This is a genomic window from Pseudalkalibacillus decolorationis (genome assembly GCF_024609785.1).
GTDB classification, from domain to species: domain Bacteria; phylum Bacillota; class Bacilli; order Bacillales; family Fictibacillaceae; genus Pseudalkalibacillus; species Pseudalkalibacillus decolorationis.
On sequence record NZ_JANHJQ010000018.1, the window covers coordinates 25165 to 39400 of the forward strand.

18 protein-coding genes and 1 pseudogene are annotated in these 14236 nt (G+C 38.7%); 5 read left to right on the plus strand and 14 right to left on the minus strand.

The window, feature by feature from the left end; translation table 11 throughout:
- Window positions 1-103: 103 nt before the first annotated feature.
- Complete coding sequence (locus tag NON16_RS16720) at window positions 104-613, plus strand: N-acetyltransferase (RefSeq protein ID WP_257350569.1); 510 nt, start codon at window positions 104-106, stop codon at window positions 611-613.
- A gap of 92 nt (window positions 614-705) precedes the next feature.
- On the opposite strand, the gene NON16_RS16725 is transcribed toward NON16_RS16720, so the two are convergent.
- The 4 genes from NON16_RS16725 to NON16_RS16740 form a co-directional block, all read right to left on the minus strand.
- On the minus strand, window positions 706-1353 hold the full coding sequence (locus tag NON16_RS16725; RefSeq protein ID WP_257350570.1) for an RsfA family transcriptional regulator: 648 nt from the start codon (window positions 1351-1353) through the stop codon (window positions 706-708).
- Window positions 1354-1431: 78 nt separating this feature from the next.
- Complete coding sequence (locus tag NON16_RS16730; RefSeq protein WP_257350571.1) at window positions 1432-2046, minus strand: enoyl-CoA hydratase/isomerase family protein; 615 nt, start codon at window positions 2044-2046, stop codon at window positions 1432-1434.
- A gap of 228 nt (window positions 2047-2274) precedes the next feature.
- Window positions 2275-2448, minus strand: coding sequence for a 50S ribosomal protein L32 (gene rpmF, locus NON16_RS16735; RefSeq protein ID WP_257350572.1), 174 nt, complete (start codon window positions 2446-2448; stop codon window positions 2275-2277).
- 61 nt (window positions 2449-2509) lie between these two features.
- A complete protein-coding gene (locus tag NON16_RS16740) occupies window positions 2510-3037 on the minus strand; it encodes a YceD family protein (RefSeq protein WP_257350573.1) in 528 nt (175 codons plus the stop codon).
- A gap of 165 nt (window positions 3038-3202) precedes the next feature.
- Between NON16_RS16740 and NON16_RS16745 the strand changes: the two genes are divergently transcribed.
- Window positions 3203-4429: a nucleotidyltransferase gene (locus tag NON16_RS16745; protein ID WP_257350574.1), complete on the plus strand. Its 1227-nt coding sequence runs from the start codon at window positions 3203-3205 to the stop codon at window positions 4427-4429.
- Between the two features lie 6 nt (window positions 4430-4435).
- On the opposite strand, the gene NON16_RS16750 is transcribed toward NON16_RS16745, so the two are convergent.
- Together NON16_RS16750 and NON16_RS16755 are read right to left on the minus strand one after the other, a co-directional pair.
- On the minus strand, window positions 4436-5482 hold the full coding sequence (locus tag NON16_RS16750) for a SepM family pheromone-processing serine protease (RefSeq protein WP_257350575.1): 1047 nt from the start codon (window positions 5480-5482) through the stop codon (window positions 4436-4438).
- Window positions 5466-6263, minus strand: a complete 798-nt coding sequence (locus NON16_RS16755; RefSeq protein WP_257350576.1) for a patatin-like phospholipase family protein — start codon at window positions 6261-6263, stop codon at window positions 5466-5468. Before NON16_RS16755 ends, NON16_RS16750 begins: the two co-directional genes overlap by 17 nt.
- A 150-nt stretch (window positions 6264-6413) precedes the next feature.
- Between NON16_RS16755 and ylbJ the strand changes: the two genes are divergently transcribed.
- Window positions 6414-7640 carry a sporulation integral membrane protein YlbJ gene (gene ylbJ, locus NON16_RS16760; protein WP_308216622.1) on the plus strand — a complete coding sequence of 409 codons (1227 nt, stop codon included), beginning with the start codon at window positions 6414-6416 and terminating at the stop codon, window positions 7638-7640.
- Window positions 7641-7693: 53 nt separating this feature from the next.
- On the opposite strand, the gene coaD is transcribed toward ylbJ, so the two are convergent.
- The 3 genes and pseudogenes from coaD to NON16_RS16775 form a co-directional block, all read right to left on the minus strand.
- Window positions 7694-8179: a pantetheine-phosphate adenylyltransferase gene (gene coaD / locus NON16_RS16765; RefSeq protein WP_257350577.1), complete on the minus strand. Its 486-nt coding sequence runs from the start codon at window positions 8177-8179 to the stop codon at window positions 7694-7696.
- A pseudogene (gene rsmD, locus NON16_RS16770) lies at window positions 8179-8760 on the minus strand (16S rRNA (guanine(966)-N(2))-methyltransferase RsmD); the annotation flags it as partial. The pseudogene rsmD and the gene coaD, both read right to left, overlap by 1 nt.
- 479 nt (window positions 8761-9239) lie before the next feature.
- A complete protein-coding gene (locus tag NON16_RS16775) occupies window positions 9240-9515 on the minus strand; it encodes a YlbG family protein (protein WP_257350578.1) in 276 nt (91 codons plus the stop codon).
- 90 nt (window positions 9516-9605) lie between these two features.
- On the opposite strand from NON16_RS16775, the gene NON16_RS16780 reads away from it, so the two are divergent.
- Entirely contained in the window at window positions 9606-9926 is a 321-nt protein-coding gene (locus NON16_RS16780) for a hypothetical protein (RefSeq protein ID WP_257350579.1), read from the plus strand.
- Between the two features lie 218 nt (window positions 9927-10144).
- Here NON16_RS16780 and NON16_RS16785 read toward each other — a convergent pair whose 3' ends face one another.
- The 4 genes from NON16_RS16785 to ylbD all read right to left on the minus strand — a co-directional run bounded on the left by NON16_RS16785 (window position 10145) and on the right by ylbD (window position 11957).
- Complete coding sequence (locus tag NON16_RS16785) at window positions 10145-10585, minus strand: YlbF/YmcA family competence regulator (RefSeq protein ID WP_257350580.1); 441 nt, start codon at window positions 10583-10585, stop codon at window positions 10145-10147.
- A gap of 120 nt (window positions 10586-10705) precedes the next feature.
- Window positions 10706-11131, minus strand: a complete 426-nt coding sequence (locus NON16_RS16790; protein WP_257350581.1) for a hypothetical protein — start codon at window positions 11129-11131, stop codon at window positions 10706-10708.
- A gap of 154 nt (window positions 11132-11285) precedes the next feature.
- Window positions 11286-11510, minus strand: coding sequence for a YlbE-like family protein (locus NON16_RS16795; RefSeq protein WP_257350582.1), 225 nt, complete (start codon window positions 11508-11510; stop codon window positions 11286-11288).
- Between the two features lie 18 nt (window positions 11511-11528).
- Window positions 11529-11957, minus strand: coding sequence for a YlbD family protein (ylbD, locus tag NON16_RS16800; RefSeq protein WP_257350583.1), 429 nt, complete (start codon window positions 11955-11957; stop codon window positions 11529-11531).
- Window positions 11958-12103: 146 nt separating this feature from the next.
- Between ylbD and NON16_RS16805 the strand changes: the two genes are divergently transcribed.
- Window positions 12104-12607: a PaaI family thioesterase gene (locus NON16_RS16805; RefSeq protein WP_257350584.1), complete on the plus strand. Its 504-nt coding sequence runs from the start codon at window positions 12104-12106 to the stop codon at window positions 12605-12607.
- Window positions 12608-12641: 34 nt separating this feature from the next.
- Here the strand turns inward: NON16_RS16805 and NON16_RS16810 are convergent, their stop codons facing one another.
- Window positions 12642-13682, minus strand: coding sequence for a CAP domain-containing protein (locus NON16_RS16810; protein WP_257350585.1), 1041 nt, complete (start codon window positions 13680-13682; stop codon window positions 12642-12644).
- Window positions 13683-14236: the final 554 nt, after the last annotated feature.

Here is a 14236-nt window from a genome sequence, read left to right on the forward strand (position 1 = left end):
ACTTTATTATATAATAAAAGTAGAAGTGTGTGTTCAAAACTAACGGACTTTTTGAACAACCTCTAGAAAGAATGGGAAATGAATCGAAGGGGGATATCTCAACATGTATAAAGTACAACGACTTCTTATCAATTTTAAGACCCTTGAAGAATTTAAGAAATTTAAAGAATACGGGATTCAAGAGCTTTCTATGCTTGAAGATCTTCAAGAGAATATTATCGAAAACGATAGTGAGTCTCCGTTTTATGGAATCTATTACGGTAACATGCTTGTCGCTAGAATGAGTCTGTATCAAATTGATGGGGATTATGATCGTTATTTTGATCCACCACAGGACTACTTGGAACTATGGAAGTTAGAAGTTTTACGAAATTACCATGGGCAAGGTTTTGGAAGCGCTCTTGTGAATTTTGCTAAATCATTTAATCTCCCAGTAAAGACCAACGCTAGACATTACTCCAGTGAATTTTGGGAGAAGATGGGGTTTGAATCTGTCACATACAATCCTGGTCGGGATCGAGGAGAAAACCCTTATGTTTGGTACCCTCACGGGGTTGCAGAGCAAGAGCCTACTGAAAAGGATAGCCCTGTTAAAAATACTGATGTTTCATAACTTCACTTGTTATATACCGAAGGGGATGACCCAAAAGCTAAGAATCAAGCAACTCTACCTAAGAGTAGCTAGACACTTGCGGGTCATCCCCTTTACTTTTCTACTTTTTGAAGGTTTCCATTATATTCCATCTGAAACTTCACTTGATTGGCTTGCGAATCATCTGTTACAGCTAATTTCCGAGCACGTTCCATAAAATTCAGCATCGTTCGATAATCTTCATTTACATTTTCAAAGTTCTTCTGTAGTTGGTCAAAATCGACCTTTAATCGATCATTTTGTTTTTTAAATTCTTCGATCATTTCATGTAATTTTTTATTTTCCATTTCAAGTGTGTTTTGATGAAGTTTATCTTGCTGCATGGTTTGTAAATAACGAATAACATCTTCTAAACTAAATGATGGCAAAGAATGTTCTGTCCTGTTAACCGTCTCAATCCGTTCTGGGTAGTTCTGAGATTGCTCCTGTTGAAGTTGTTTCTTTTTGGACTTTTCTTTTGCAGATCGCTCGCTCATTGTTTGTTTCCGCTGGCTTTTCGCAATCGTTATCGCCGCTTCATATTGTTTTCGTATGAGTGAATTCCACCTAAATCCACATGCAGCTGATGTTCGTGATAACTTCTTTCCTACCTCTTCAAATGCGGCAAGCTGTGTACCGCCTTCCCTTACATGACGGAGAACAACTTCGGCTAGTAATAGATCTTCATCATTGTTCCAGGCATCCTGGCGTGTTGTACCCACCTGCATCCCTCCAAACATTCTACTTTAGTACCAACATATGCAGTTACTAGAGAAGATAGACTTCTGATCCACGTCTTATTAACGATTTAAAAACTTTTTTACCGCTTCATGGTGCTCATCCGTTTCCCAAAGCCTTGCACACTCTCTAATCTCTCTATCAACGCGCACCTTTAGCCCGGTTATATCTGTACCATCTAAAATTCTTTTTTTATAAGCCTTTAATACACTAGAAGAAAGCTTTATCATCGGGAAGATCCATTCATTAAATTGTTGTATGGCCCTCTCCTTTTTTACTACCTTCTGGAAAAAGCGATATCCAAGACCTTGTTCAGCTAGATAAGTTTGTAATGAAAGCAAGATTTCAAGAGCAGTAGCCCGATCAAGGCGCTCCAACAAATAGGTGCCGCCTCCCCAACCAGTAGTAATACCTAGTTTGCCTTGTATAAATCCAAATTTCACATGAGAGCAGGCAATACGAAAATCACATGCAGTAGCGATTTCACATCCGCCACCAATCGCTGTGCCATTTAATAAAGCAATCGTAGGTTTTGGAAATGTGAATAATTGAAATAAGACAGCACTCATTTTGGAAAGCATTTGATAGGCTTGTTCTTCAGTATGTAGATTATGAAACACTGAGAGATCTCCACCCGAACAAAAAGCTTCAGATCCCTCTCCGGTAATTGCTAACAATTTTACATTTGGATCATTTTCTAGATCAGTAAGGGTAGTTTAAGAAGACCAATCATCTCAAGATCAATCGCATTACGTCTAGAAGGCTGGTTTAAGATGACCCAACCAATGCCATCCTTCACTTCCTTTTTAATTTTCATAAGTACTCCTCCATGCTATTACGATTTTCCCCCGTAAAAAATAAACGGGGTTGACCCAATTAAATGGAATCAACCCCGTTTTAAATAATTATTTTGAAACTACTTCTTTTCCTTTGTATGTTCCACATTCAGGGCATACACGGTGAGAAAGCTTGTATTCGCCACACTCCGGGCATTTTACCATTCCAGGTACTTTCAGCTTGTAATGTGTACGTCGCTTGTTTTTACGAGTGGTAGAGGTTCTTCTAAAAGGTACTGCCATGGGTTTCCACCTCCTTAACGAAATTGTTCAGTTAGAGAAGGTCAAGCTAGTTGACTTTTCTTCACTTTTTTTCATCGTTTTTATTAAAAAACTTAGCCAAATCAGCCATTCTTGGATCAATTTTTTCGCTTTGATCCGTTTCTTCAACAATATCCCATCCTTTACCTGATGGAGGAGCAGGCGGGTTATCGGTTGGTTCAGTACTGATGACTTTTAAAGGTTTTTCCAGGAGAATGTTTTCACGGATATATGGTATTAAATCAACCGTATTCCCTTCCAAAACATGAATATCCTCCTCGTCGGCATCCACATCATATTGTGGGTCAAACAGAAAGATTTCATTTGAATGGACGGTAAACGGATGATGTACATCCACAAGTGTTTTTGCACAAGGTAAAGTCATTTCCCCTGTTAAAGTAAGTTGAAAAATGGCTCGATTTTGATTAATTTCACCGTATCCCTTCACATGTACTGGTGTTAGATTACGGATTTCAGAATCAAAATCTTGGATCTCATTCAACTCAATTGTTTCATCAATTTCAAGTCCTTGGTGCTGAAAACTTCTCAGCTGCTGTATGGACCATTTCATATGTCATCACCTCAAGGCAACAGTAGTAATTATAGCTTTCAACAAAAAAAATGTCAACATTTTTTCTTTACACATTACTCCTGTTTTATTTGACTTACAAGAATCTGATACAATAGGATATAGTATACATTTTGAATATCCTTTAAAGATATGGAGTTGAACAGTGTGAAAGCGCTAGGGCTAATCGTTGAATATAATCCTTTTCATAATGGTCATTTCTATCATTTACAAGAATCTAAAAAAAAATCAAATACTGATTTAACCATAGCTGTCATGAGCGGAAACTTCCTTCAACGTGGAGAGCCGGCTATGGTGTCGAAGTGGTTGCGCTCCGAGATGGCGCTTAGTGCTGGAATTGACCTTGTTATTGAACTGCCTTATGCATATGCCACACAAAAGGCGGATTGTTTTGCATTCGGGGCCGTTTCAATTTTAGATGCATTACATTGCGAACAAATCATTTTCGGAAGTGAATCTGGTGAGATCTCCCCTTTTTTAAACACAGTCCAGTTTATTGCTGAGAATGAACAGAACTATAACACAAGAATACGTAATCAGGTTCAGTCTGGTATCAGCTTCCCTGCTGCTGCGTCTAATGCATTTTTGGAAATGTCAGATCGTCCTAAACATAGTGTCGACTTATCTAAACCAAATAATATACTAGGATTCCATTACATAAATGCTCTTCGACAAATGAAATCGACCATCCGTGTTGACACGATCCAAAGGATTGGTGCAGGCTATCATGAAACCGGATATTCCTTAAATGGTGTTGCCAGTGCAACAGGTATACGGAGAGAGTTAATTAAAGAACAACAACCCCTGTCTGCTATAAAGAACCTCGTTCCCTCGACGACGTTTGAAGGGTTATCCAAACACTCCCAAGCTTATCAACAATTCCAAAATTGGGAAAAGTACTTTTCTTTACTAAAGTACCGATTGTTCACTTCAAGTCCAGAAGAACTATCACAAATTTATGAGTGTGTTGAAGGGTTGGAGAATCGTTTACTTGGTCTAATATATAAATCTGAAACCTTCCATGATTTTATTAATAAAGTAAAGACAAAGCGCTATACCTGGACAAGGTTACAACGGCTCTGTACTCATATTCTAACAAATACTCACAAATCCATAATGGAAAACGCAACGAGAAAACCTCCATCTTACATACGCTTATTGGGCATGAGTTCAACAGGTCAGCAATATCTAAATCAGATCAAGAAAAAGGTTGATATCCCTATTGTCAGTACGGTCTCCAAATTGGAGGATCCCATGCTTGATCTTGATCTAAAGGTGGCAAAGGCTTATATCCTAGGCTTCCCTTCCAAATTTCATTCTACACTTTGGAAACAGGAGTACTCAACTCCCCCGCTTCGATTTGTAAAAAAATAAGGTGTCTTACTTGGGTTGTAATCCTTCCAAATAATCCAATGCATCTTGAAAATTGTTTACAGGTACAATTTTCATGTTCGTATTTATATCCTCTGCAGCTTTCTTCGCATCATCGTAGTTTGATGCTGGCACGGGTGCGAAGAAGATTTCTGCCTCCGCGTTATCTGCGGCTACCACTTTTTGTTTTATGCCCCCGATTGGCCCAATTTCCCCTTCAGTGTTCATTGTTCCGGTACCAGCTATACGATATCCCTTCGTCCAGTCGGTATCTGTAAGTTGGTTGTATATTTCAAGTGTAAACATGAATCCAGCTGATGGTCCGCCAATTTGTTTTGTATCAATCTTAACATCAATCTCAGTATCTACCTCAGTAAAGGTTACCGGATAAGTAATTCCTATACCGAATTGTTCTTCTTCACTTGGCACGGCAAACTTTTCCGGAAATGGCTTTAATGCAATCTTCACATTCTCTTTATGGTCTGATTTCTTAACGGTTAACATAATCTCTTCGTTTTTTTCGAATTTTTTTAGCCGATCTATAAGTTGCTTAGCCGTTTGAATTTCCTTACCATTCAGCGCAATAATTAAATCTCCGACCGCGAGTTTCTTTTCTGCGGGCATGCCAGAAATGACTCCTGTCACAAGAACTCCTTTGTTAATGATCTCAATCTCTTTCTCCGCTGCACGAAACGCAACAATTGTAGCGGCATCCTGAGAGCTCTGCATGAGCTGGAGTTGGCGTGCCTCATACTCTTCGTCGGTTTCATCTGTTCCTCTTATTTGGTCTTCAGGGAACACCTCACGATACTCACTTACCTTTGCCCATATGTATTCAGCTGCATTCGCTTTCCCAACCAAAACGGTCGTTAACATAAAGGTACCTTTTGCTTTGTGTGCATCTTCTACATCAATAATCGGATCTAATACCTTTGCATCCCCCGGTTGAGTGAAATAATAGGGTAAAGGAAAAAATACCGCCAAGATCACGATTAAAACAAGAACCCATAGCCATTGACCCTTTAAATTAAATGAGCGTTTACGTTTGTTCTCCATTTTGTTTCCTCCAATTACGAAGTGCAGACTTAATATCTTTGATTTTACTTTTCGTTTCTTCCTCACCGATCGCGATCATTTCGTCGATTTGCGTGAAAGCAGATGAGCTGAATTTTTGAACTTTCGGACGGATCAATACATCCGAGGATATTTCACTTGTCTTAACCAATTCTTTTTGCATAATATCTATGCTTTGTAAAATCACATCAAAAATTGTATTCATTTCAGGATTTTCCTTTATATGAGAAATATCGACAGCGATTACTATATCAGCACCCATTTCTTGCAGGACAGATACGGGTACTCTGTCAATAACACTTCCATCGACCAATAATTTTTCGCCGATTTGGTGTGGTACAAATATGCCCGGAACGGCGATGCTTGCACGAACTGCATCTGAGACAGGCCCTTCTTTTAATACTACTTTTTCTCCTTTTAGCAAATCTGTCGCAATGATCGATAGTGGGATGTCCAGCTCTTCAATCCGTTTTCCATGAGTTAATGCATGCATAAGTTGTTTTACTTTATGACCGGAAACAAACCCCATCCTAGGAACTGTATAGTCTATGTAATACTTCCGGCGGAACATCTTTGCCATTTTAATCATTTCGTCCGGTTTATGGCCAATACAATATAATGAGCCAACCAACGCCCCCATACTGCTTCCGGCAATTAAATGGATAGGTATCCGAGCTTCATGAAGTGCTTTAAGAACTCCAATATGAGCAAACCCACGTGCCCCACCAGAGCCGAGTGCTAAACCAACTTTTGGTTGCATCATTTGAATAAAACCCCCTACTAGGTAAAAATGACTCTCTTGGTCTAATTTTATGCACAGTACGTATACATAAATGAGGACAACTTGTAAAAGTCTTTTCCAGCTTGTGTTAAACATACTTTCTGATTAATCAAAGATAGGGGAGGCTTCAGATTGTTTCATTCTCGAATCAAAAATATTTCGTACGCAGCAATCGCTTCCTTATTTGCTTTTTCTTTAATGGTATACCCTAAAGCCGCTTTTGAATCATCATTAAAAGGGTTAACTACGTGGTGGGACATTGTTTTCCCATCATTATTGCCTTTCTTTATCATAAGTGAGTTGCTTATTAGCTTCGGTGTTGTCAGGTTAGTCGGCATCTTACTTGAGCCGTTAATGAGACCCCTGTTTAATGTACCCGGGGTAGGAGGATTTGTTTGGGCGATGGGCATTTCTTCTGGATTTCCGGCAGGTGCCAAGTTCACTGCACGTCTAAGACAGGAAAACGAGCTCACACAGATCGAAGCAGAGCGGCTCGTTTCATTCACGAATTGTTCAAATCCATTATTTATTCTTGTTGCTGTGAGCGTCGGTTTTTTTAATAACACCAATCTTGGTCTAGTATTAGTTGCTGCCCATTATTTAGGAAATATCGTAGTTGGATTATTGATGCGCTTTTACGGTACTAATCATCGATATTATTCCCAAAGTCGAGCTAGGGTTATTCCGAAACATCGTCTTAAATATGCCCTAAATCACATGGATGAAGTCAAACAACGTGATCAAAGGCCGCTTGGAAAGGTCTTAGGTGACGCTGTACAACATTCAATCCAGACCTTACTGATGATAGGTGGATTCATTCTCTTATTTTCCGTATTGAATCGTATGCTTGCTGAATTCCACATTATTGCATTTATAGGTTCTGTTCTCTCGGCCTTTCTAGGAACTATAGGTTTCTCCCAAAATCTAAGTATTCCCTTCATAACAGGTCTATTTGAAATAACGATAGGCAGTCAACAAGTTAGTGAAGTATCAACAACTTTAATGCATCAAGCGGTTGTTGTGAGTTTTATTTTAGCGTTTAATGGATTTTCAGTGCATGCACAAGTTGCTAGTATATTGGCAGAAACAGATATCCGTTTCAAACCATTTTTTATCGCTAGAATTTTTCATGGGTTTACTGCTTCTATATTAACTGTATTACTTTGGAAGCCATTTTATTTATCACAAACATCCGGCGAGTCTATAGTCACTGCATTTGCATCTCACCCATCAATTAATTGGGCACAGTACGTCTGGAATCATCTGTTAACTGTTGGTGCTACTGTTACATTTATTAGTCTTCTCTTTTATATCTTTATGTATTGGCGTTTACTGAACAAATCCTCACGACACATTTAAACAAATTCTCTATTAGCCTGGTTATTTTTTGAACAACTTTTTAATTTGACTTTTTACTTTGAGAATTTTTCTTTCAACGCAGCCTCTACAACAGGAGGTACAAGGTCTGATACAGGCGAGTGATATTTCGCTACTTCCTTTACAATACTTGAGCTTAGGAAAGAATACTGATTGTTTGTCATTACGAAAAATGTTTCAACAGATTCATCTAATTTACGATTGATCGAAGTTATTTGCATTTCATACTCGAAATCGGATACAGCTCTTAGCCCTCTTAGGATTACCTTTGCCCCTGTTGTACGTACATAGTCGATAAGTAGACCATTACATGCATCAATTTTAACATTAGGGATATCCTTTGTTGCCTTGCTAATCAAATCCATACGTTCTTTTACAGTAAAAAGAGAATCCTTGCTTTCATTGTTGGCTACGACAATAATGACCTCATCAAATACATTTGCTCCCCTAGAAATAATGTCCATATGACCAAACGTAATTGGATCAAAACTTCCCGGGCATATTGCTTGTTTCTTACTCATCAGCTTTCCTCCTGGTTGGATTCAGAAATATATATGGACACAGCAGTCGTATTATTATATTTTTCTGCTTTGATTTTTTTACATGTTCCAATGTGATCAGATAACCCTACCTTTGCATCGTGTTCGACAATAATTAGAGCATTGTCTTCGAGCAGGTCAGCTTTGGATAGCCATTCAATTTCAGCTTCAATCTTTTGCTTTTTGTAAGGGGGATCTAAATACACATATCGGAATGAAATATCTCTCTTTTGTAGTGCTTTCAATGCACGTTTTGCATCGTTACGGTAGACCTCCACGTCGTCCATCAGCTTGCACAGTCGAAGATTTTCCTTAATGGTTTCGATTGCCTTAGGATCCATATCAACGATAACCGCCTGCTTTATCCCTCTACTCAATCCCTCAATTGTCAGTGCTCCACTACCACCGTATAAATCAAGTGACATGCCACCGTCAAAATAGGGACCCACCATGTTAAAGATGGACTCGCGAATTTTATCTGTGGTTGGTCTTGTTCCGGTACCCGGAACCGCTTTCAACCGTCTTCCTTTTTGATTACCAGAAATAACTCTCATCGCACTTACCTCATTATCATTTTCTTTTTCCTCACTATCCTACCACAAAAAAAGAGAAATCTTAAATACAGGTATAGAATTGCAGCGAACTGTTCAATAATAAGATTAGGGGTTGACTTAAACAGTCAATCCTCGTTGAACCACGGAGTAAGCTTATTTCCCCATAGGCTTTGCTCCGGTTTCTCCTCTCCCATTGTTTCATCCCTTACGGTCAATAAACATTTTTCACAATGTTTCTAACATGTTTGGGTATGAAACAGGGACTGACCCACCAGGTACGGCTTGCTCCAGTATGGAGGCGCCAGAGACCTGGGTTGAGTCAGTCCCTTTTTTTATGAGTAAAGAAAGTATAAAAGTTTGCGGCATGGATGTAATGTCCAGCTTCAGCGCCCAACCACTTGGATCACTTCAGGCCTCCTGCGGCGGCAACAGCCTCCTCGTCGGTCTTCCAGTGACCTTCGTGGCTAAGCAGGGCGCTTGCGCTTTTCTTATAGTCCGATTTTATAATCATACTCCTTCGCCTTATCAGGACGAGCATTCTGATATTCGGTCTTGATAAATGCTTTATAAGACAAATCAACCTTTTTAACAAAATGTAATCCTTCTAGCTTTTGAATAATAAAATCTTTATCATTAGAATCACAATAGAGAACTGCATACTTCATACGTTTTGAAACGTAATGAATATTACCAAATTTCCGAAGCTGTTTTATGTATTTTAAAGAGTGGAGCCAGATGGCCAACCCAGTACGATTCTTTATCATGAACACGTACTCCTTTTTCCAGTTTTTATTCAGTCTAGCATGATTGGCAATTGTGCGCAATCACTGGACAATGCGGGGTGATTGATAATTATGGATCTTGAGATAATATCAGAAAGGTTCATGGAGAATTTAAAAGCTACTTTATTATTTACCCAATTAAGAAGGGTGAAAATAGCCGGAACTCCTTTTCTGTACTTATCACCAACGAACCCGATTGACACCAAAACACTTAATAGAGCCATTGAAAAAGCGGCTGTTATAGCAATGAAAGGGAAAAGATTGCATTATGAACTTGTCTTTGTACGTCAAGATGAAAATGTTCTGGTGTTTCGGAGCAGATTTTATGTACCTCAAGAAAAAATGTTTTGTTGTGGTAACCTTTGTCATAATTGTATTCGTTTCAGACTATGATGGAAGGATTAAACAATATACCCATCTCAATGAAGATAAAGAAAACTTGGCAAAGCCAAGCCTTTGGCGCCGGCTGAGCCTTAGTTGCGCTTATACTATAGAAAGTATTTTTATACTTTCTTAACGTGTCAAAAAAGAGGAGACCCATTCGGTTTTACTCCCAAAGGGGCACATTTCCGAATCAGTTTCCTCTTCAAGGCGACTAGCTCATAAATAATTTATCCACAACCACATGACCCGCCTGAGCCACATCCGCCTCCACAGCTAAGGTTATCAAAGAATGGATTACCAGTAGGGACCTTTATATTACTGGATACCTTCCCTGCAATGACTCCACTTATTTCATTCAATAAGTTCTCAAGTTCCTTTTCGGATTGCTTGTATGCTGAAACCGTGTCGTTTAAATCCAGCTCTCTCTTCAACACCCGGATCTCAGTTGAAACTGTTTTATAATCAGGATGGTATTTACCAAACCGCTGAACTTCCTCGAAAAGTTCTTTTAACCGTGTAAATTCGCGAATCATTTTTTGAGCTTCTGTATCTACCGTCAAATTGTATTTTGCTTGTTTATATTGGATGGCAACATCAGAATGTGCCAATATCACTGCTAATTGTTCTGCCTCTTCTAAGATTTCCACACCTTCTAACGTGGCAATCATATGAAACACCTCCACCCCTTCCTAGGTTATATATCTAGTATGCCACAACTCTCCCCCTATCCGCCAATCTTTACACATCCGAATGAGAAGATCCAGCTCTGGTTTATGAAAGCCCAAGCTTTATTTTACATTTACAAAGAATTGTTTTTCCATTCCTTTTAATGCTGATCTATCTTTACCTACAAGCTTGACCTTTATATGATGTTTGCCTGGGGAGAGATCTTTTACTACAAAAGCGGCTTTATATACTGGATAAGGCTTTTGGTGATCTACAGAAACGACAAGATGCCCCTCATTTTCGTCAGCTGCCTCTTTTTCAAAATCAAAATCCGGTACATAGCATTCAACGAATACATTACCATTAGCTACCATATGGCGAACCGTCATTGAATAAGTAGTTTTAGGGTTAGTGACCTCTATTACATTAAACACATCTGGATTTGTATCAATTTGCACTGGAGTCATATCATCTTGCTTAGCGACCTGACATCCAGATACGATACTTATAAGTAAAACAATAAACAGACTTCGATAACAAAACATCATCACACATACCTCCCTCATCCGATAGGTTACTCTGGAATATAAGAAAATATCCGAATTTATCTCATGAGGGATAATACTAAAATTGCTTTGTATGACAAAAAAAAGAAAGTAACCCTCAATGGCTGAATATACGGGTCACTCTCTCTTTAGTTTATTATTTTCCAAACAACTGAACGAGTTTCGAAAACGTATCAATTTGCTCATGTAAACGATCTACCTTTTGCCCAAATGTCTTTCCATAAAAATATTTGGATTCCTTTTCAAGCTCCTGTATTGCTAACGGGTCTCTAGAAAGTTTTCGATACCATTGAGGTTGTTCGCGGATGATGTATTTAAGGTCTGGTCGCTGTTCTAAATAATCGATAATTTCCTTTCGCATCGCTTCATCTTCCCTTTATCAATCTTTAAAATACTGGTTAAACGGATGATTTGGAGCAGGAGGTCTTCCAGGATGCTTAGACGATTGAAATTGTTGCAGCAACTCTTGTATGCCGCTTATAGCAGTACTAAATTGTGAAACATATTCACGTACCTCGTTTATATCCATGTTCTTGATCATTGATAACACTTCACCTACTGAAAGATCGGTCACGTTATTGCTTTTCTTTTTTTGCTGTGTTGAAGATTTTGAAGAAATACCTATCTTTCGCTCTCGCTCTTTATATGAATTCCATTGCTCATGTTCTTCTCCAAGTAAATTCCATTCAGTAAAAACATCCTGCCAGGTTTGATTCCCACTCTTAACATGATCGATTAATCCAGGGTGTGAGCGAACAAACATCTTGAATTCTTCGACCCTTTTGTTTTGTTTCGCTTGCTTACTCACGATACTTCCTCCCATTACGTTCAACCTATACCTACAGTATATAGTACAACGCAAACCAGTAGAAGGTTCGCCTATTTTCTTGTTGCACAAATTAAATTTAAATTGTTACACTTAATTAGGGTTTAAAAAAAGAGAGGAATTAATAAATGATGGATTTGAATGATAAGTTATTAGATGATTTTAAGCAACTTATTACAAACGCGACAGAGGAGGAATCACTTGTATTAGCACAAGTAGTTCAAGGGATTCGGCAAAAGCGTGAAGGAAAATACCGTACTTATATTATGAGCTTTATGCAATCAACGACAAAGCATGAGGGTGATGAATTGCTCATGACGATCCCTTTGCACCCTATCTTACATAATTCCGTAGAGATTGTTCACGGAGGGCTTAGCGCTACTCTTGCAGATACCGCAATGGGGACTTTAGTGAATGAACGAATTCTTGACACACAAGTTGCCGTAACCTCCGAAATAAAGATGAATTATACCGCTCCTGGAGTTGGTAATTTCTTAACATGCAGTGCATCCATCTTACACCTTGGCAGCAAGACATCTGTAACAGAAGCGAAAATTTATAATGACGAAGGAGTCCTTGTTGCTGTTGCAACAGGAAGCTTTTTTATTATCAAGCGCCCGAAAAGAACGTAAAAAGAATGGCTTATTTAAAAGCCATTCCTTTTACTCACCAAGGTACAAGAAAGTTCTGTGTATAGTATTTCTCATAGACACCAACACCCAGATGTGTATATTCATCGCTTAACATTGTTTTTCTATGTCCTTCACTATTCAACCAACCCATAACAGCAGCGATGCCATCAATATAATTGGCTGCTATGTTTTCTCCTGCTTTTACATATTTAATTTCTCTCGATTTCAAACGATCTGACAACTGTCCTGAAACCGGTGAGGTGTGTGAAAAGTAATCTTCCACTTTCATTTCTTTACTATGCTGATAGGCTACTTCTGCTGTTTCATCGTGCCACTCAACTGGGGCTACACCATATCGTTCACGGATAACATTGGTTATCTCAAAAATCTGCAGCTCCTCAGCTGATTCAATTTCCTCCCATTCTTCACGAGGTAATTCTGGTTGTTGCATGAGTTTACCACGATATTCAATCGAATATGGTCTTTGAAGTAGAAGTGTCTCAGGATTCAAGTACCGAATCGCTACCAGAGTCCCGGTGAATTTATCCAAATATAATTGTGCCCACAAATCATTTATCTTCACAAGAGGCCGGGTTTTCATTTCCTCAGTCGAAAGTTGAAATCGATATTCGTTACCATTTATCTTCAGTGGTAATGATTTTTCTATTGATATTTCTTCCATAACCTTTTCTTGGCTTTGACCAATCTTAAAAGGAGAAACGTTTATATTTTTCCCGAGGACAAAGGCAGTTACAACTTTACCTTTTTCAATTCCAAATTGGATATATTGATCACTGTTATCACCATAAATCCACCAATCAAAACTATACTGACTAGGGTCAATTCGAGTGGGTTCACCAAGCTGTGCAAGAAGCTCTTCTTGACTCATTTCAAAGTAACGGGATATCCCTTCTTCTACCAATGGAGTGGATGAATCACCCTTGTTTTCTTCTTCATATTTCATTGGTTTCTGTTCTGTTTCTGTGTATTGAGGGAGCTTAATGAGATCGCCGTAAACGAGGCTTACACCTAACAATAGCAAAACAAAAAAAACGACCAATCCTAGGCTTTTCATTGAACTCCCCCTTACTGACTTTTTTACCGGATTTTTTGAACAACCTTTATAGTGCGTGTTCAAAAAGGAGGATAAAAAGAGCCGAGAAGTTCGAGGCGCGAAAAGTCTCGAGGACCGGAACGTATGCTATTAATACGTGAGGACCGAAGAGACCGAGCAACGAAGAAATTCGACAGCTATTTTTACCGGACTTTTTGAACAACCTTTATCGTGCGTGTTCAAAAAGGAGGATAAAAAGAGCCGAGAAGTTCGAGGCGCGAAAAGTCTCGAGGACCGGAACGTATGCTATTAATACGTGAGGACCGAAGAGACCGAGCAACGAAGAAATTCGACAGCTATTTTTACCGGACTTTTTGAACAACCTTTATATATATTTATATTAACTTTACAGGAACACTAGGCACTTGTCCATTAAGGCCTTGTATAAAGAACCTTATAATAGTGTATTAAACTATTTTATCCCTAATGCATTTATGTTCCATTAACAAAGGATGTTTATTCGTCGTTTAGTCTGACCATTTTGGTACATTTGTTGTAGAATCACAACTTTTTAT

Bases quoted from the DNA above. Each gene is read 5' to 3' on its own strand.
- NON16_RS16720 (WP_257350569.1), top strand. From the start codon at position 104: ATGTATAAAGTACAACGACTTCTTATCAATTTTAAGACCCTTGAAGAA.
- rpmF (WP_257350572.1), bottom strand. From the start codon at position 2,448: ATGGCAGTACCTTTTAGAAGAACCTCTACCACTCGTAAAAACAAGCGA.
- NON16_RS16740 (WP_257350573.1), bottom strand. From the start codon at position 3,037: ATGAAATGGTCCATACAGCAGCTGAGAAGTTTTCAGCACCAAGGACTT.
- NON16_RS16750 (WP_257350575.1), bottom strand. From the start codon at position 5,482: ATGGAGAACAAACGTAAACGCTCATTTAATTTAAAGGGTCAATGGCTA.
- NON16_RS16755 (WP_257350576.1), bottom strand. From the start codon at position 6,263: ATGATGCAACCAAAAGTTGGTTTAGCACTCGGCTCTGGTGGGGCACGT.
- coaD (WP_257350577.1), bottom strand. From the start codon at position 8,179: ATGAGTAAGAAACAAGCAATATGCCCGGGAAGTTTTGATCCAATTACG.
- NON16_RS16775 (WP_257350578.1), bottom strand. From the start codon at position 9,515: ATGATAAAGAATCGTACTGGGTTGGCCATCTGGCTCCACTCTTTAAAA.
- NON16_RS16780 (WP_257350579.1), top strand. From the start codon at position 9,606: ATGGATCTTGAGATAATATCAGAAAGGTTCATGGAGAATTTAAAAGCT.
- NON16_RS16785 (WP_257350580.1), bottom strand. From the start codon at position 10,585: ATGATTGCCACGTTAGAAGGTGTGGAAATCTTAGAAGAGGCAGAACAA.
- NON16_RS16790 (WP_257350581.1), bottom strand. From the start codon at position 11,131: ATGATGTTTTGTTATCGAAGTCTGTTTATTGTTTTACTTATAAGTATC.
- NON16_RS16795 (WP_257350582.1), bottom strand. From the start codon at position 11,510: ATGCGAAAGGAAATTATCGATTATTTAGAACAGCGACCAGACCTTAAA.
- NON16_RS16805 (WP_257350584.1), top strand. From the start codon at position 12,104: ATGATGGATTTGAATGATAAGTTATTAGATGATTTTAAGCAACTTATT.
- NON16_RS16810 (WP_257350585.1), bottom strand. From the start codon at position 13,682: ATGAAAAGCCTAGGATTGGTCGTTTTTTTTGTTTTGCTATTGTTAGGT.